Genomic DNA, 16,831 nt, shown 5'->3' with positions numbered 1-16,831 from the left:
ATGGTTTAACGAACTCCGTTCTGTTCCAAAACACCATTAATGTATTTTTTGCAGTACCTTTTCGCCTGACTAAATTTTTCCGCATTTGCCCGGCTCAGTGCACAGCGCAACCAAAAACCATCTATTAATGCAGCGGTAACCTCCGCGGCTTCACGAGCATTTTCGGGGGCTAACAGTTGCTTAAAACTGTAGCGTAAGTTACTGACTAACCTACGCTTATTAAGCTCCTGCAAACGGTAAAGATCGGGATCATGCATAGACTGTCCCCAAAAACTCAACCAGGTTTTTGTACTTGAGTCGGATTGCTGAACATCCGAAAAGTTTAAATCAACAATTTTCATCAGCCGGTCATACGGATTATCCGGCGACTGCTCCATTTTGAGCTGAGAAAGCAAATACCGAACAGAGGCCTCAATTAATGCCTGTTTACCGCCAAAATAATGGCTGATAATGCCTGAGGACATTCCCGCCCGACGAGCAATTAAATTAATTGTTGCTCCTCTTAAGCCTACGTCGGCTACAACATCGATTGTGGCATCGATTAACTGCTGACGCCGCATTGATTCCATTCCTATTTTTGGCATAGCTTTCTCTCAAGGTTTATTTTTACTCGTACGGTTCCAGCGTTGACAGTCTAAAACTATGTTCATTAACAACGTCGCCAGACTCGTCATAAAGTCCCAGAGTGACAACTGGATCCTTTTTGTCCCAATCGACATTCAATGCGCCGTAATTGACTTCACTAATTGGTTGACCAATACGGTGTTTGTTTGGGCTGACGTTTTTCCATTCCTGCGTCAGACCCGAGGACGTTACTTCCCACAGAGGGTAATCTAACTCTTTGTCATAGTAACTAATTTCACCCCAATGAGTGTCTCCGCTTATCAAGATAACACCATTAACTTTATGTTTTTTAATCAAATTAAATAAACGCTGACGATCGGCCGGAAAATTAGCCCAGGACTCCCAGCCAGTAAAATCTGCCAGTAGCTGTAAGCTGGAGCCAATAATTTTTATACGGGCTGGTTTTTGCAATTCTTGCTCAAGCCACTGCCATTGCTTCTCGCCAATCATACTGGCGTTTGGGTCGTTAACAGGTGTGTAGGGACCCATATTTTCAGGCTTACGTTCGTTCACATATTGCTCACGGGTTACGTGAGCGATATCATCGCGGTTCCAACGTAAGTCAGGCAGAATAACGTGGATACTCTCTTCACCTTCGCCGTAGGTATACGACGTATAGATACCACTATCGCGGGTGCGTCGAACAGAATCCTCGGGCTCACCCCAAAAATCCAACATAATATCGCGCGACGCTTCCTTTTTCGGGTAGTTTTTACCGGCATCGTTCGCACCATAGTCATGGTCATCCCAGATAGCGATTAATTCAGCCTGTTTCTTTAATTTTTTAAAGCCCGGTTTAGCCCCCAGCTTTTCGTATTTATTCTGTAATACCGACATGTCTTCGGTATCGCCATAGACATTGTCCCCAAGGAACACAAACACGTCAGGGTCATCTTTAATAATGCTGTTGAAAATAGGAATGTCTTTGCCCTGATGCGAGCAAGAACCGAATAAAATCCGGCTGGGTGCATCCGCAAAAACTGAACTACTCAGCAGCAGTGTCGATATTGCTAATAGTCTAAACATCAGTGTTTACTACCTTATTTTGCATCCAAAAAAGTAACCACGCGCAGCTTCCTGCACGTGGTTATTTCGGTTTCTAGAATACAAACTTAGCATTTAACGTTGCCGTGCGCGGCGCGCCAATCCAGCCTGCACCCGGGGCGATAGTGCCCAGGTAATCTTCGTCAAAGACATTGTTCACGGTGAAACTCAATTCCATACTATCAATTGAACCACCAATATCGTAAACGGTTTTACCAATGTACAAGTCACTGAGTACATAGCCGTCTGTTTCTTGTGTGTTCGCTTGATCTAAATAGCGTTCACCAACATATTTGGTACTAAAGCCAGCATAAAAGTCACCTTTGGTGTAATCAAGGCTCACAACACCCATAGTCTGAGCGCTGCCTAGCACTGTATTACCGCGAAACTCTTTATCGGTATAAGTTGAGTCATTTTTTGTATAAGACACATAGATACCTAAGTTATCGCTCAGGTTGTAGTCTACAGATGCTTCTATACCACTTGATTCAACACCGCCGTCATTCACGTAACCACCAGCTGCAGCTTCTAAGAAGTCGATGCCATCAACATCCTCGTTACTGATAAAGGTAATCCGGTTTTCAAACGTAATATCGTAATAGGTCAAGCTCGCATTAAAACCAGGCGTTGAGTAACGCAGACCCAAATCAATATTATCAGCCGTTTCTGGTTCAACTAAACTCAGATCCGTATCGTTACGCTCCAATACCGCGTCTTTAATCGCTGCGAAGTTTTCCGCATAGCCACCAAAAACTTCCAGGCCACGAACCGGCAGAGGTGCGACAAAGCCAGCTGACAATAGAACATCAGAATCTGACGATACGCTTAAGTTGTTGTCAGCATTAAACTGATCTTCCTTTGCTACCTCAACGTCAAACTTCTTGGCGCCAAGACGGAGCTTAGCGAAACCAACATCCAATTGATCTTCAAGGTAATACATGAAAGTTTCCACTGGGAATTCACGACTGTATTGAACCCAGTATGGATTGTCTTCCGGACGAGGACTTGCCGCAGCATTAATGGTTTTATGCCAGTCACGGTATTCATCACGCTGATAATCTTCGTACCAGAAACCACCACGTAAGGTGTTGGCCATACCGCCAATTGTCGTATCCCAGACAAAGTCCCCATTTACCCCATAGCGTTGCTTGTTATAGTGCGTGTGTCGGTGAGAACTGACCGGCATAGCGCCTTGATCGTAACAACCGGGATCAATTTCAGCACCACCGCCGCCATACGGATACCCAATTGAACTCTGACAGCCGGCATTGGGTGACATAGATTGCCCATCGCGGTTAACGAAATAAATAAAGCCTTGCGAAGCGCCGCCATATGCGGTCGTTGAAGGATCTAACTCAGAATGAGGGTTACCAGCACCATCATCTGTTACATCAGCAACATAATAAGGGATCCACTTACCAACACCTTCGTTCTCGTGATAGTACACGTTAGTACTAACATCCACTTCACCCAGCATAAAGTCGGCTTTTAAGTAACCGAATAAGTTTTCACGCTCGGTAACCCAGCCTTCACGCCATGCTTGATCCTGATACGGGATACCAGTCCAGTCTTCGGTTAAACCATCCCACTCAGAGTTCTGCTCGTACTGAGCTAAACCATAAACCCGTTGGTAGGTATATTCTTCAGCATCGTCATAGCTAAAGTAGCCGGTAAGGTCGACGTCATTAATACGGCTAATAATTTTACCTTCAGCATGATCACGTTTATTGGTTACAGCGCCATCCATATAGTCATCATTTTGTTGGCTAGACAATGAGAACCACGCAAACGTGTCTTTTGCAATTTCGCCAGTGTCATAACGCGCATACAATTTTTGAGCGTTATGATTGCCGATGGTAGTACTTACCGTAAATTTCTCTTCATAGGCTGGGCGAATTGTTGTGAAATTTAATGTTCCGCCTAACGCTTCATGAGAGCGAGAGCTAATATCGGCAGTTCCCTGAGAGACTTCGATACCGCGTAAGTTTTCGGTATCAATATAACGGCTGGCTTTGGTACCACCGCCATAATTTGAGTTCCCGTTAGAGATGCCGTCAACCGTCATACCAATTTGCTGAGAGGCCAGATCCAACTGAAACCCTCGAATTGAAATACTGGTTGACCATTCATCGGAACCAAAGGGCGAACCTTCATTAACCAATACACCCGGCAAGTTATCAACAATGGATAATACGCTCGTCATCGGCGTTTGTTGCTTCTTCATTTCATTCGATGTGGCGGTATTAGCATAAGAAACGCTGCGGCCAGTAACCACAATCGCTTCCATTTTCTCTTTTTCTTTTTCCGCTTGTTTATCTTGATTGTCTTGCGCCATTGCTGGCAGAGAGGTAGCAGATAATGCTGAAACTACTGAGAGTGCAATTAAGCTTTGCTTCATAGGCACATAAGTTTTCATAAAAGTTCCTGTTTCTTGTGTTGTAGTGAAGTTCCTTAAGATATGAGGCTAATGTGACAACGGCGTTAAGGTTAATTGAATGTTCAATTAAAATCAAATTTAGTTAATTGAACGATTAATTAAAAATAAATCCAATATAGGCTATGCGCTTTTCATCTAATGACGGCATTAACTTAGCAATCAAACTGCGGTAGGCTGTGTTTAAACGCTTATTGTGGAGGCTTCAATGAAAACAGTCGGCATTATTGGTGGCATGAGCTGGGAATCAACCAGCACGTATTATCGACGTTTGAATCAGCTAATAAACGAGCGCCTTGGCGGCTTACACAGTGCTGAAATCCTTCTCGCCAGCCTCGATTTTTCCAATATTGAAGAAATACAAAGCAAAGGCGACTGGGATGCCGCAGCGCAGGTTCTCGTTGACAAAGCTAAGCAGCTGGAAAAAGCAGGTGCTGAAAGTATTGTCATCGCCACGAACACAATGCACAAAGTGGCTCCTCACATTGAAGAGGCCGTTGAACTACCCTTACTGCATATTGTTGATGCGGTAGCAGATCATCTCAAACACAATAATATCAACAATGTTGGCCCGTTTGCCCAAAGTATCTTCGGTACAAGAGCTAGAACAGGTGGAAGACCGTGACGTACTCGCAACAATTACACGCTGTATTTTCCGGGCGGGTTTTGTTTGGCGAATTATTGAAGCCAAATGGCCGGGGTTTGAGGAAGCATTTAAAGGGTTTGTGCCACTTTACTGGCAACAGGTGCCACCGGAAGTGTTAGAGGCGTTGTCGAAAGATCCACGAATTGTGCGCAACCAGCAAAAAATAAATACGGTCCCTGCTAACGCCCGCATGATTGTCGAAGCATCCGAAGAGTACGGCAGTTTTAGCCACTTTCTGGCGCAGTGGCCATCTAGCCAACAGGCACAACTGCTCATTTGGTTCAAAAAGAACGGCTCTCGTTTGGGTGGTACAACACCCCAATATGTCCTTCGGGAGCTTGGCTGGGACGGTTTTATTCTGGCTTCTGATGTCGTCACAGCTTTAACAAACTACAACTTACTGGATGCCTCCCCTACCAGCCAAAAAGGCCTCAAACAAGCTCAAGCAGCCTTCAACCACTGGCACCGGCAAACCGGTCTGCCCTACAGTCATTTATCCCGAATTTTGTCTTACAGTGTTGGGGACTAACCATTCTCTAAGCGTCAATACTGAGCTTGCTCAGGAATTAAAATTTTCAAGGCTCTGGGCTCAAGAGAAATCTCTAACCTGGAGCCAGAGTATGGCTCACCATCAACAACGTATTTCAGATCGGCGCCATCAGCACGACGAATTTTTACTGAGCTCGCCTGAGTATGACCGATATTGATGCCCAAATTGTCTTCGGTTAAGCCTGCATACAACAGCTCAATTAAACTAAAGACATGCTGCTCCCCCGATTTTTTTGGATCAATCCAGGTCAGATCTAACCTGCCGTCATCCATCATCGGATTCCCGCGACCCTGGGCTAAAAGAGTGGTCGTAGGAGCCGCATTGGCTACAATTAAACTACTGGTGTACCAATTTTCAGATGGCTTATCATCTAGTTCAACAGACAGATCCAATACATCATTGTCATTACACGCCTGCCATAGGCCCTGTAAATAAGCCAGTTGACCGAGTTTATTTTTTGCTTCCCGGCTCGCCTTTTCAATCATTTGCTGCTCAAAACCAACCGCCACACATAACAGCATAGGTTCGCCATTCACTATACCTACATCAATAGCATCGCAACGCCCTTCAATAATGGTGGTGCAGGCAGCAGATACCGGGCTTATTTTAGAGCTCACGCCCCACAGAGCCTGGCTGAGTGAATTTGCAGTGCCCATTGGAATGATGGCCATCACCGCGTCGGTGTTTTTCACCACACTGGCAACCTCTGTCAGGGTGCCGTCCCCACCTACCGCAATTACGAGCTCCGCACCTTGGTCCAACGCTTCTCGCGCCAGCACGTCGCCGGCTTTCGATGGACTCGTTTCCAATACTTGCACATCGAAATAGGGCTCCAAATACTCAAGAATGGCGTCTTTTTCTTCACGCCACTTGCCGCCTCCTGACACTGGATTGGCGACAATCCAGACTTTACGAGCCAGTAAGATCTTATGATTTTCGGCAAAGCTTTCCAGTTTGCGTTGCTGCAGGCTATTAAGCCGCGCAACCGGCCGCTCCCCCTGAATTGCAGCCATAACTTGGTCCAGCTCGCTCTGCGACGTGCGAGTTAACATATAAGCCGCCACCATGAAAACTGACCGACCTCGTCCTAGCGCACAATGCACCAACACTTTCCGGCCCTGTTCATGTTGATTTTGGATCCACTGCAGTGCTTCATGAATTTGGTGCTCGGACGGCGCTTTATGATCAAGTACCGGTAAGTTCAAATAGACGACATTAGCGTCCTCTGATGCCCAGTCCAAAGCGTCGAATTCTGCAGTAACGTCTAAAATGGCGGTAATGCCCTGAGCTTTTAGATCCGCTACATCGCTGGCAAATAAGCGACGCCCGACATAAAGATCGCTAGCAACCTCATGCCAGGCAGGCAGGTTATCGCGTCTGCGCGCCAGCCAATTGTAAATACTCACGCCCAATAAAAAAGGCACCAGCAACCAGCGAATATACCAGGGAATTTTCCCGCCTTGCCGCTTTCGAAACAAACCTGCCATGTTCATCCAGTAAGCGCTTGAGACCATAGCTAAAGCCACAAAACACCACACCAACGCCAGTTTAACCGGCCAACCAGGGACAACAATAGCCGCGAACAGCGCGACTAGCGCACCGGTAAGATAGTACACCGGAATATGATTAACCTGCATTCACAAGCTCCTTCACAAGTTATTTCTGCAGAAGAAAGTGCGGTTCATCAGCAAAAGCACAAAAATCCAATAGACCACACACACCCGAGTTTCGCAAGAACACAGGGCTATAGCATCAACGGACGGATAAGACTTGTTCAGTGAGCCTATTCGTTTCACAATGCCAGTAACTTAGCTTCAAAAGGCTTATTAGCGAATGAAAAGAACCATACAATACTTATTTAAAGGCTTAGCGATTCTCTTACCCATTGTTGTCACTTTTGCTCTGCTGAAATGGTTGTTAGTAACCATTGAAACTTGGCTTAAGCCCATTTGGACAACCTTGCTGGGCGAAGCATCTTATTTCCCCGGGTTAGCTTTCATCAGCTTTTTAGGTATTGCTTTGCTTATCGGGTTCAGCTCTCGCTGGCGATTTATCGACTCGCTTTGGCAATTGCCCGGAAAAATGATGAATCGGCTCCCACTGCTGCGCAGCCTGTACGGTACCATCAACGATGTGTTTGAAATGATGTCAGGTAAAAACTTTGCCGAAGAGTCGGTCGTGCTGGTGACTCTCCCCGGCAGTAACCTCCGTCTTATCGGTATTGTAACCAAAAAAAGCGGTCTGAAAGGTGACCGCCTATCTGAGCTTATGAAAGAAGATCAAGTTGCTGTATTTTTGCCGATGAGCTATAACGTCGGCGGTTACATGGTGATAGTGCCTGCGGATTGCATAGAGTCGCTGACAATGAAGCCAGCTGATGCGTTACAGTTGACCATTAGCGGTGGCTTAGGCAAAAACCATTCTGGCAAAGTAGATTAAAATTACAGTTGAAATCAGCGCGCGCGCTGGTAAAGTTCGCGCTATGAAACTATCTGAACCTTGCCCCTGCGGCCTAGACAAAACCTATCAAGACTGTTGTTATCCGTACCATGACGGGACAGCAGTTGCTCAGTCTCCGGAAGCGCTTATGCGATCTCGTTACAGCGCGTTTGTCGGTCGCTTGGGCAGTTATCTGGAAGCTACCTGGCACAGCAGTTCTCGCCCCGCGTTGCTCGATTTAAGCGACTCACCAAACTGGCTCAAGCTACAAGTACTCTCATCCAGTATGGATCAAGATAAAGGGCAGGTTCATTTTCGCGCGTTTTATCGAGATGGCGATGATGTCGCTTTTATGGAAGAAAAGTCAGACTTCGTGCATGAAGACGGTAAATGGTACTATGTTGAAGGAAAAGTGAGTTAAGTGGTTCTTTTATTTATCGCCCCTGAAAAGAGCTGTCCGTATCTACTAACATGTTTTTCATAGTGACCGACTGTTAAAGGTTTAGAAAAATAAAACCCCTGGAACTCTGAAAAGCCAATTTCTTTTAACCGCTGTAACTGCGCTTCTTCTTCAACACCTTCAACAACACACTGAATATTCAATTCACAGCAAATATTATAAATCCCCTTAACTAAGCTGTACTGTCGCGCGGAGTTCTTTATCTCGCGAATAAGCGCCCTGTCCAGCTTTAGTTTATCAATCGGATAATTGGCTAACCGGGTTATACTGGAATACCCAACACCAAAGTCATCGACCGATACTTTAAATCCCCATGACTGCAGTTCGTTCATTAATTCCAAAGAATTAACACGATTTGCCTCCAGGCAAGTTTCAGTTAACTCTAGCTCTATCTGAGCCGGCTTCACAGAGAAGTCTGCCAGGTGTTTTACCAGTTTAGAAATAAAATCTGGCTGAGAAAAATCGAGCAAAGAAATATTGATAGCTACAGGCAGCAGCGGAAAGTTATCTTGCTTCCAGTGCGCCATCTGAGAACAGACTTTCTGAACAACTAAGTCGGTCAACCGGCTGATCATTCGATATTCTTCTGCAATTGGAATAAAGGTCCCCGGAGGAATAACACCCAATACTGGACTGTTCCAGCGAGCAAGTGCTTCCAAACCTACGCAAGCACCGTCAGCATTAACTTTCGGCTGAAAACAAATATCTAGCTCATCATTCTGTATCGCTTCATCCAGCAGAATAGATATTTCATGGCGCTCCATAAACTCTTCTGAATTTTCAGTATTATAAATATGGAAAAATTGATTAACCACCACAAACTTCTTCGCTTCCAGCGCCCGGGAAACAACAACATCAGCACTCGTTCCATGGTTGGGGAACTTAGCCACACCAAACTGAAAGCTTGGCTGACACTTCACATTCTGAAGCGTATATTCTTTATCCAACGACGCTTTAATATCTGATAAAACATCTTCTAATTCATTTTCAATTGTTTGGGGTAAAATGAAAACCAGCTTATTTAATGCGATAGTCGCCGTTAGACGAGGTTGTCTTTCGTGTTTCTTTAGTCGGTTATAAGCGGAGACTAAGAGCTTTCTGACAATACTCTCACCATATTTTAATCTGAGATAATCTTCACTGTCATTTTGGGCCACCACCACAAAGAACTCGCGATCATATTTAGAAATTAATTTATTACACTGCAATTCAAACCAATCATTATTGGGTAAGTCTGTCTGAGTGTCTAAATAACGTAACCGCCGGTTCTCTTGCTCTAATAAGGTTAGGTTGGTTTCTAGTGCTTTCTCTTGCGTACAGTCAACGAACTCATAAATGCAGGAGTCCGCTTCAGGCACTGCTAACCGGGCTACTCGGTGATAAGTGGATTCGTGACGAATAACCTGTGCCCCCGCATGGCTCATTTCCGGAAACCAACTTGAAATCGACTGTTGCTCATTTTTAACCGACTCACTCAGTCCAAACGTCTTCGCTGCCAGTTTGTTAAAGTCAGTTATGATGCCCTCTTCGCTAACAATAACTTTCGGTCGTCGGGATTCACTAAAAAAGACTCGATATAGGGCATTTCTTCCCTCCAAATGGTCATTAGACTTTTTCATCTCCTGATTCAGTCTTTTCGCAGCGACTATCGTGCGGCCGACGGCAAGAGGAATACAGACATTGAAGAATACAAACATGGTGCCAGAGATGTACCAAACAACATTGGGAAACTGTACTTCAGGCTGGGCAAAAAACGACAGGTCGACATTATTAGAGATGATATAAAACGGTATGATATTGAGAACACCATAGAAAAGCGCGGATCGCCCTCCCATTAACATTAAAGCCGTTAAAGGACAGGCGTACATTAGCATAGAGCCTATCTGAGCAAGGTTCGGATCCGCCAGAAATAAATTACAGGCGACACTCGCCATGATAATTGTAAACTGAAGAAAATGAGCGCAAAAACGATAATAGTGTCGGCTTAACCATAATAAACCGAGCATGCTGCCTAAAAAAACAGATGTGATTCCAATGATGTGAAACAGGTTAGATTCTACTGCATCAAAAAAGCTATTTAAGAAAACAGCTAAGCAAAGAAGCATCCCCGAGGAGAGAATAATTCTAAGTGCGCTAACTCGCCAATTAGGAACATCACTTTTTGACGTACCTTCGTCGCTCAATAGAAAAAACTCATTTAAGAAGTTCATGCGGGCTCAAATTAATTCTCAGACGACCATTAAAGAACGTTACCCCTTAAAAATCAACAAGCTTATTGCTTTGTGTTATGTATATTAGCTAAGTGGTGACGGTAAAACCGCCAGCGCCTGGAGTTTATTAAATACCAACAGCAAATAAACCAGCCAAATACGATCGCCGCCCGACCAAAAGAAAAAGCCCCATGCTGTTCAACAAACAGCCAACCGATCAATACAGCGTCAATAATGAGGGAGAGTAGCAACAGAGGTTGCGCAAAGCGCATTAAGACATTCGCCCAATTACGGTCATCTTCACCAGCAAAGGTTGTTGCCACTAAAACAGTCAATGCCGGTAGCCCAATCAACAGCATAAGCCCAAACTGCTCGGTATTAGTGTAGAAGAGTTTAAGCAGCAGTGTGCGGTCTTCAGCAAACGTCAGAGAAACAATCGCGGCCACATAGCCACGCATTTCAAACAACAGAACCAGCAGGAGCGAGAGCGGGAAACTCGCTCTGCCCTCTTTATCCAAGTATCGTGCTTTCTCGACTAATCGCTGCCCGGCGCTTGTCGCCGCGCTGCCAGATTTTTTCATGAAAATAATAACCTACTGTGTTCACTAAAGGCTCAATTAGAGCAATTGCGCCACCAAGTAAAACATCACCTGTCATTAACCACACCACGCCAAAGGCAATAGTGAAATGCATAATGCCAAATGATACTGTTTTTGCTGCGTTTCTCATAACAACCTCCCGCTTCGACTTTTGGAAATTATTGCCGATTAAGGTTGCCAAGACCAATTGAAAAAAACGATAACCCTATTCGTTGTAGTCTTTACCGCTATACGGCCCGCTTAAGTTGCTCACGCAACTCTGCCACTTCGTCACGTAATTTACCGGCTTGCTCAAATTCAAGATTTTGAGCCGCTTTGTACATCTCTTTTTCTTTAGCATCAATTTCTTTCATCACCGCTTTCGCGTCTTTCACAACCACTGTACGAGCGTCATAGCCTGAGGCTACTTCAGCCAGCGCCTTTTCAGCTTTACTCTTACGCGCTTTAGCGGAGCCCTGCCCCAAGTCCATAACATCAGTGATGTCTTTATTCAGACCCTGCGGCGTAATGCCATGTTCTTTGTTGTAGGCAATTTGTTTGTTGCGACGACGTTCGGTCTCATCAATGGCCCTTTGCATAGAGCCCGTAATGCGATCCGCATATAAAATAGCGCGCCCGTTGACATTACGCGCAGCACGCCCCATGGTCTGAATTAACGAACGGTCAGAGCGTAAAAAACCTTCTTTATCGGCGTCCAGTATGGCAACCAGCGACACTTCCGGCATATCCAGACCTTCACGAAGTAAATTGATACCCACCAGCACATCAAACTTACCCAACCGTAAATCCCGAATAATTTCCATTCGCTCAACGGTATCAATATCAGAGTGCAGGTAACGCACTTTTATGCCGTGTTCATCCAGGTAATCCGCCAAATCCTCCGACATTTTTTTAGTCAAGGTGGTTGCCAGCACCCGCTCGCCCTGTTCTGTACGCAAACGAATTTCCGACATCAAGTCGTCGACTTGAGTGGCTACCGGACGCACTTCTATTTGCGGATCAACCAAACCCGTAGGTCTGACAACCTGTTCGACCACCTCGTTACTGCTACGCTCTAATTCATACTTGCCCGGTGTGGCTGAAACGTACATGGTCTGCGGCGCTATAGCCTCAAACTCATCGAATTTCAACGGTCTGTTATCTAACGCTGACGGCAACCGAAAACCATATTCCACCAAGTTTTCTTTTCGTGAGCGGTCACCTTTGTACATTGCACCGACCTGAGACACTGTTACATGCGACTCATCAATAATCAGCAATGCGTCATCCGGCAGGTAGTCCATCAAGGTGGGTGGAGGCTCGCCCGGCGCCCGACCTGACAGGTAGCGTGAATAGTTTTCAATACCTGAACAGTATCCCAGTTCTAACATCATCTCGATATCAAATTGAGTCCGCTGATTAATTCGCTGTTCTTCGATCAGCTTATTTTGCTGAAGTAAAAATTCCCGCCGATCTTTTAGCTCATCTTTAATCTTTTCAATTGCTTTCACCAACACTTCGCGTGGCGTCACGTAGTGCGTTTTGGGATAAATGGTCGCGCGGGCAACGTCTTTTTCTGTTACCTGACCCGTTAGGGGCTCAAAAAAGCTAATACGGTCAACTTCACTATCAAACAGTTCAACCCGTACCGCCATTTCTTCCGATTCCGCCGGAAAAATATCTATCACGTCACCACGAACCCGATAAGTACCTCGCTCAAATGCGGCATCGTTACGCTTGTACTGCAACTGTGCAAGACGACGCACAATATCGCGCTGATCAATAATGTCGCCACGGCGCAAATGCAGCATCATTTTCATATAAGATTCAGGATCGCCCAAACCGTAAATTGCAGATACTGAGGCAACCAGCACCACATCGCGACGCTCCATCAAGGCTTTGGTGGCAGACAAACGCATTTGCTCAATATGGTCATTAATTGACGCGTCTTTTTCTATGAAGGTATCGGTTGTCGGCACATAAGCTTCTGGTTGATAGTAGTCGTAGTAAGAAACGAAGTATTCCACCGAGTTATTGGGGAAGTACTCTTTCATTTCACCGTAAAGCTGCGCTGCTAACGTTTTGTTGTGCGCTAATATCAGTGTTGGTCTTTGCGAACGCTCGATGACATTGGCCATGGTAAAGGTTTTACCCGAACCGGTTACCCCCAACAACACCTGATGCGCCAACCCCGCGTCCAGATTATCGAGTAGCGTTTGAATGGCTTTGGGTTGATCACCCGCCGGCTTGTATTTAGAAACCAGTTCGAACTTCTTAGCCACGTTCTCTCCTCAACTCGCGTGAAAACCACCAATACGCAATAATAGCGGTAAACAGATTAGCGACCACGCCACCAATGAACAAGCCGGTCAAATCTGCGAGCAAACTGCCCAGATAAGAAAGAGGTACAAACAAAACAAATAAGCGGATAATACTTAACCACAACGCATTCATTGGTCTGTGTACCGCATTAAAACTAGAGTTCGTTAGTATGATAACGCCCTGTAACCCATAACCTAAAGGCATAATGTATATAAAAAGCTTTACAACCTCTGCAACAGCCTGCTCTTCGGCAAACACCTGTGCTATCCAGTGCGCTGTGACCAGCATCACTAAATAAATGATCGCCTGAATACCCAATACCGCTTTTAGCGCGGTTCGGTAAGCCTCTTTTACCCGGTCAATACGATCAGCACCGTAGTTTTGACTGATTAAAGGCGGCAGTGACATCGACAGAGCCAGTATAATAACGCTGGCTAACGACTCCAGCCGCGAACCTACTCCAAAGGCGGCGACGGCAGCTGCACCGTAAGATGCGACAATTGCCGTCATTACTGCCATAGCCAAAGGCGTTAACATATTCGCGCTGGCCGCTGGCATACCAATTTTTAGAATCCCACGAGCCGATTTTGTCCATGCCTGAAAAAATAGCGTTTCGCCCGGTGGCTTCGAAGAAACCAGTTTATTTCTCTTTAACAGCCAGAACACTAAGAAAACACCACTGAACCAGGAAATAACACTGGCGAGCGCTGCTCCTTGAATACCCATAGCCGGCACAGGACCCCAACCAAAAATAAAAATGGGATCGAAAATCGCATTCGCTAAGCCCCCGGAAGCCATAATAAGAGAGGGCGTGCGAGTATCACCCGAGGCTCGCAATACAGCATTACCCACCATGGGGGTCACTAACATCACACAACCGAAATACCAGAGCGTCATATACTCACGTATGAGGGGCATCAGACGCTCTTGTGCCTGCAGTAAACTGAAAATAGGATCCATTAACAAATAGCCGAGCAACGCTAAAGCAGCGACTAATAAAGCCGACACGGAAAGCGCTGAAAACCCGTCAAAATGAGCTTCGTCGGGCTTATCTGAGCCGTACTTACGAGCGATAACAGCAGAAGTACCGATGCCTAATCCGATAGCCAGACTAACAACAGTAAAAGTCACGGGGAAAGTGAAGCTGACTGCCGCTAACGGGTCAGTTCCAAGCATACTAATAAAGAAGGTATCGACAACATTAAAACTGATAAGAGTCGCCACGCCGAAGATAACCGGCCAGGTCATTTCCCAGAGTTTTTGCCCTACCGGCGCGCTGATAAGACTTCTTGATGCGTCGGCAGCTGCCATTCAATCCCTCCTCAGTTCGATAGCCGAATAGTGTACATGAGACAGTCCTTTGTGGCTACGGAGAATAGACTTTAGCCACTGCGATCCGTATAGTAATGGGCATTTCAACCCTTGCGAAAAACAGGATCTGAACGTGGATTATCAACTCTCTGATCGTATCAATGCGATTAACCCGTCACCGACTCTGGCGGTTACTCAAAAAGCCAATGAATTACGTCAACAAGGCAAAGATGTTATTGGTCTGGGTGTCGGCGAGCCAGATTTTGATACACCCGATTTTATTAAAGAAGCAGCCATTCAGGCCATTCGCGATGGTAAAACCAAATACACTGCCGTCGATGGTATTAACGAACTAAAAGATGCAGTCATTAAAAAGCTTGAACGCGACAATAACCTGACCTACCAGCGGCACGAAATTATTGTATCGGCCGGCGGGAAACACAGTATTTTTAATTTGCTCAGCGCTTGGTTAAACCCCGGCGATGAAGTCGTTATTCCGGCTCCTTACTGGGTGTCATACCCCGATATGACCAAATTGGTTGGTGCGACCCCTGTTATTATCAAAGCCGGTATTGAGCAGCGTTTTAAAATCACCCCGCAACAGTTGCGTGAGGCGTTAACGGATAAAACTCGCTTAATGTTTATCAATAGTCCGTCTAATCCGGCAGGAACCGCTTATACCGCAAACGAACTGGAAGCTTTAGCGGAAGTTCTACGCGACTACCCCAACGTGCTTATTGCAACCGATGATATGTATGAACATATTCTGTGGAGTGATTCTGCCTTTGCTAACCTGCCCATGGTTGCTCCTGATCTTAAAGATCGCACCGTTATTCTCACCGGCGTTTCAAAAGCTTATGCTATGACAGGCTGGCGGATAGGTTATGCGGCAGGTCCTAAACCTATCATTGCGGCCATGAAGAAAATGCAATCGCAAAGTACCTCAAACCCAACCAGCATCAGTCAGTACGCCGCTGCGGCCGCGCTAAACGGCGATCAAAGCTGCATTAAAACTATGGTTGATGCGTTTAAAGAGCGCCACGATTACTTAGTTGACGCCTTAAATAACATTGACGGTGTCGACTGTGTACCCGGCGATGGTACCTTTTATGCCTTTGCTCATGTTGAAAAGCTTATGAAAAAAGCAGGCGTTAGTAACGACGTTGAGCTGTGTGAAAAGCTATTAACTGAAGCAAACGTCGCACTGGTTCCCGGTTCCGCTTTCGGTACTGACGGTTATTGCCGATTATCCTTTGCGACCAGCATGGATATATTAAAAGAAGCGGTTAGCAGAATTAGTCAGTTTTCAGAAAGTTTATAAAACAAAGGCTTTGGCGCCATTTTAACCAATGAGCGCCAAAACCTCATTACTTGAACGGTTATTCCAGCTTAAATCCTATCCATATCCGCTTTTTCTAATTTGATACATTTATTACAAATTACTAAAGAACCCTCATCACCCTACACGATCAGAACCTGATCATTAGCCTCAATGTCAAGCATAATTAAACGATTTAAGAAGAGAAATTTTGGCGCGTTTTTTAGTCAAATTCGCTAAGAAATACACAAGTTGCTGATTCTTCAGGCATTGGCTGGTGAATCTGCAATCAACATGAACATTTATTCAGCAAAATTATTTAACTATCTGTATTTAAAGGTAATTATTTTTCTGCGTTACTTTTTAACCACCCCGTAAATTGCCCTCAAAGCCGCATCACTATTACAACTTAACAGAGTTAAACACAGGGTTATCCACAGATTCCGTGGATAAGATCATGTAGCCGTTATCTACTGCGACATTCAGATATCTGTGGATAATCAGATCCGCCACGGACCTAATACTTTTGTTATAGAGTGAAATTTGACAGTTACTTGACATTGTCAACGATAGCGCTTAGCTCAAATTTTCTTATTAATACGATTAAAAAACCTATTTTGTCGACTTTTTCGACAACCAGCATTTTTTAAGGAAAAACCTTCGCAGAATAGTTGACACCCCTGCGTATGAGCTTTAATATTCGCAGCCGTTGAATGTTGTTCCCCAGTAGCTCAGTTGGTTAGAGCGGTGGACTGTTAATCCATGTGTCGTTGGTTCGAATCCAACCTGGGGAGCCAAGCAACATCCAGCCTATTCAATTCCCCAGTAGCTCAGTTGGTTAGAGCGGTGGACTGTTAATCCATGTGTCGTTGGTTCGAATCCAACCTGGGGAGCC

At 45.4% G+C, this 16,831-nt stretch carries 14 protein-coding genes and 2 tRNA genes; 7 read left to right on the top strand and 9 right to left on the bottom strand.

Annotated elements, in window-relative coordinates; translation table 11 throughout:
* Positions 1 to 5: 5 nt before the first annotated feature.
* The 3 genes from betI to RBK99_RS11590 all read right to left on the bottom strand — a co-directional run bounded on the left by betI (position 6) and on the right by RBK99_RS11590 (position 4,084).
* Entirely contained in the window at positions 6 to 584 is a 579-nt protein-coding gene (gene betI / locus RBK99_RS11600) for a transcriptional regulator BetI (protein ID WP_317504768.1), read from the bottom strand.
* A gap of 22 nt (positions 585 to 606) precedes the next feature.
* Entirely contained in the window at positions 607 to 1,650 is a 1,044-nt protein-coding gene (locus tag RBK99_RS11595) for an alkaline phosphatase D family protein (protein WP_317504767.1), read from the bottom strand.
* Between the two features lie 73 nt (positions 1,651 to 1,723).
* Positions 1,724 to 4,084, bottom strand: a complete 2,361-nt coding sequence (locus RBK99_RS11590) for a TonB-dependent receptor domain-containing protein (protein WP_317504766.1) — start codon at positions 4,082 to 4,084, stop codon at positions 1,724 to 1,726.
* Between the two features lie 226 nt (positions 4,085 to 4,310).
* On the opposite strand from RBK99_RS11590, the gene RBK99_RS11585 reads away from it, so the two are divergent.
* Positions 4,311 to 4,727, top strand: a complete 417-nt coding sequence (locus tag RBK99_RS11585) for an aspartate/glutamate racemase family protein (protein ID WP_317504765.1) — start codon at positions 4,311 to 4,313, stop codon at positions 4,725 to 4,727.
* Positions 4,714 to 5,277, top strand: coding sequence for a DNA-3-methyladenine glycosylase I (locus tag RBK99_RS11580; protein WP_317504764.1), 564 nt, complete (start codon positions 4,714 to 4,716; stop codon positions 5,275 to 5,277). Before RBK99_RS11585 ends, RBK99_RS11580 begins: the two co-directional genes overlap by 14 nt.
* Before the next feature lie 14 nt (positions 5,278 to 5,291).
* On the opposite strand, the gene RBK99_RS11575 is transcribed toward RBK99_RS11580, so the two are convergent.
* Positions 5,292 to 6,935 (bottom strand): diacylglycerol kinase family protein, encoded by a 1,644-nt coding sequence (locus RBK99_RS11575; RefSeq protein ID WP_317504763.1) that lies wholly within the window; start codon positions 6,933 to 6,935, stop codon positions 5,292 to 5,294.
* A 196-nt stretch (positions 6,936 to 7,131) separates the two neighbouring features.
* Here RBK99_RS11575 and RBK99_RS11570 point away from each other — a divergent pair, with 196 nt between their 5' ends.
* Together RBK99_RS11570 and RBK99_RS11565 are read left to right on the top strand one after the other, a co-directional pair.
* Complete coding sequence (locus tag RBK99_RS11570; RefSeq protein ID WP_317504762.1) at positions 7,132 to 7,737, top strand: DUF502 domain-containing protein; 606 nt, start codon at positions 7,132 to 7,134, stop codon at positions 7,735 to 7,737.
* Between the two features lie 43 nt (positions 7,738 to 7,780).
* On the top strand, positions 7,781 to 8,158 hold the full coding sequence (locus RBK99_RS11565; protein WP_317504761.1) for a YchJ family protein: 378 nt from the start codon (positions 7,781 to 7,783) through the stop codon (positions 8,156 to 8,158).
* Here the strand turns inward: RBK99_RS11565 and RBK99_RS11560 are convergent.
* The 5 genes from RBK99_RS11560 to RBK99_RS11540 all read right to left on the bottom strand — a co-directional run bounded on the left by RBK99_RS11560 (position 8,155) and on the right by RBK99_RS11540 (position 14,618).
* Entirely contained in the window at positions 8,155 to 10,407 is a 2,253-nt protein-coding gene (locus RBK99_RS11560) for a sensor domain-containing protein (protein ID WP_317504760.1), read from the bottom strand. The two genes, RBK99_RS11565 and RBK99_RS11560, sit on opposite strands and share 4 nt — an antisense overlap.
* Before the next feature lie 62 nt (positions 10,408 to 10,469).
* A complete protein-coding gene (locus RBK99_RS11555) occupies positions 10,470 to 10,988 on the bottom strand; it encodes a DUF2919 family protein (RefSeq protein ID WP_317504759.1) in 519 nt (172 codons plus the stop codon).
* Positions 10,918 to 11,136 (bottom strand): DUF2061 domain-containing protein, encoded by a 219-nt coding sequence (locus tag RBK99_RS11550; protein WP_317504758.1) that lies wholly within the window; start codon positions 11,134 to 11,136, stop codon positions 10,918 to 10,920. The genes RBK99_RS11555 and RBK99_RS11550 overlap by 71 nt, the downstream gene beginning before the upstream one ends.
* 97 nt (positions 11,137 to 11,233) lie before the next feature.
* Complete coding sequence (gene uvrB / locus RBK99_RS11545) at positions 11,234 to 13,267, bottom strand: excinuclease ABC subunit UvrB (protein ID WP_317504757.1); 2,034 nt, start codon at positions 13,265 to 13,267, stop codon at positions 11,234 to 11,236.
* Positions 13,260 to 14,618, bottom strand: coding sequence for an MATE family efflux transporter (locus RBK99_RS11540; RefSeq protein ID WP_317504756.1), 1,359 nt, complete (start codon positions 14,616 to 14,618; stop codon positions 13,260 to 13,262). The genes uvrB and RBK99_RS11540 overlap by 8 nt, the downstream gene beginning before the upstream one ends.
* Before the next feature lie 133 nt (positions 14,619 to 14,751).
* On the opposite strand from RBK99_RS11540, the gene RBK99_RS11535 reads away from it, so the two are divergent.
* The 3 genes from RBK99_RS11535 (at position 14,752) to RBK99_RS11525 (ending at position 16,829) form a co-directional block, all read left to right on the top strand.
* Complete coding sequence (locus RBK99_RS11535; RefSeq protein ID WP_317504755.1) at positions 14,752 to 15,939, top strand: pyridoxal phosphate-dependent aminotransferase; 1,188 nt, start codon at positions 14,752 to 14,754, stop codon at positions 15,937 to 15,939.
* A gap of 717 nt (positions 15,940 to 16,656) precedes the next feature.
* Positions 16,657 to 16,733: transfer RNA gene (locus RBK99_RS11530), tRNA-Asn, on the top strand.
* Positions 16,734 to 16,755: 22 nt separating this feature from the next.
* Positions 16,756 to 16,829 (top strand) — tRNA-Asn (locus tag RBK99_RS11525).
* The last annotated feature ends 2 nt before the right edge of the window (positions 16,830 to 16,831 follow it).

Origin of the sequence: Idiomarina solivarensis (assembly GCF_033052755.1) — a bacterium.
In the GTDB taxonomy this organism is placed as follows: Bacteria; Pseudomonadota; Gammaproteobacteria; order Enterobacterales; family Alteromonadaceae; genus Idiomarina.
This window is presented reverse-complemented; position numbering and strand designations above follow the sequence as displayed.

Excerpts from the sequence above, each read along its gene's own strand:
- betI (WP_317504768.1), bottom strand. The coding sequence starts at position 584 with ATGCCAAAAATAGGAATGGAATCAATGCGGCGTCAGCAGTTAATCGAT.
- RBK99_RS11595 (WP_317504767.1), bottom strand. The coding sequence starts at position 1,650 with ATGTTTAGACTATTAGCAATATCGACACTGCTGCTGAGTAGTTCAGTT.
- RBK99_RS11590 (WP_317504766.1), bottom strand. The coding sequence starts at position 4,084 with ATGAAAACTTATGTGCCTATGAAGCAAAGCTTAATTGCACTCTCAGTA.
- RBK99_RS11585 (WP_317504765.1), top strand. The coding sequence starts at position 4,311 with ATGAAAACAGTCGGCATTATTGGTGGCATGAGCTGGGAATCAACCAGC.
- RBK99_RS11575 (WP_317504763.1), bottom strand. The coding sequence starts at position 6,935 with ATGCAGGTTAATCATATTCCGGTGTACTATCTTACCGGTGCGCTAGTC.
- RBK99_RS11570 (WP_317504762.1), top strand. The coding sequence starts at position 7,132 with ATGAAAAGAACCATACAATACTTATTTAAAGGCTTAGCGATTCTCTTA.
- RBK99_RS11565 (WP_317504761.1), top strand. The coding sequence starts at position 7,781 with ATGAAACTATCTGAACCTTGCCCCTGCGGCCTAGACAAAACCTATCAA.
- RBK99_RS11560 (WP_317504760.1), bottom strand. The coding sequence starts at position 10,407 with ATGAACTTCTTAAATGAGTTTTTTCTATTGAGCGACGAAGGTACGTCA.
- RBK99_RS11555 (WP_317504759.1), bottom strand. The coding sequence starts at position 10,988 with ATGAAAAAATCTGGCAGCGCGGCGACAAGCGCCGGGCAGCGATTAGTC.
- RBK99_RS11550 (WP_317504758.1), bottom strand. The coding sequence starts at position 11,136 with ATGAGAAACGCAGCAAAAACAGTATCATTTGGCATTATGCATTTCACT.
- RBK99_RS11540 (WP_317504756.1), bottom strand. The coding sequence starts at position 14,618 with ATGGCAGCTGCCGACGCATCAAGAAGTCTTATCAGCGCGCCGGTAGGG.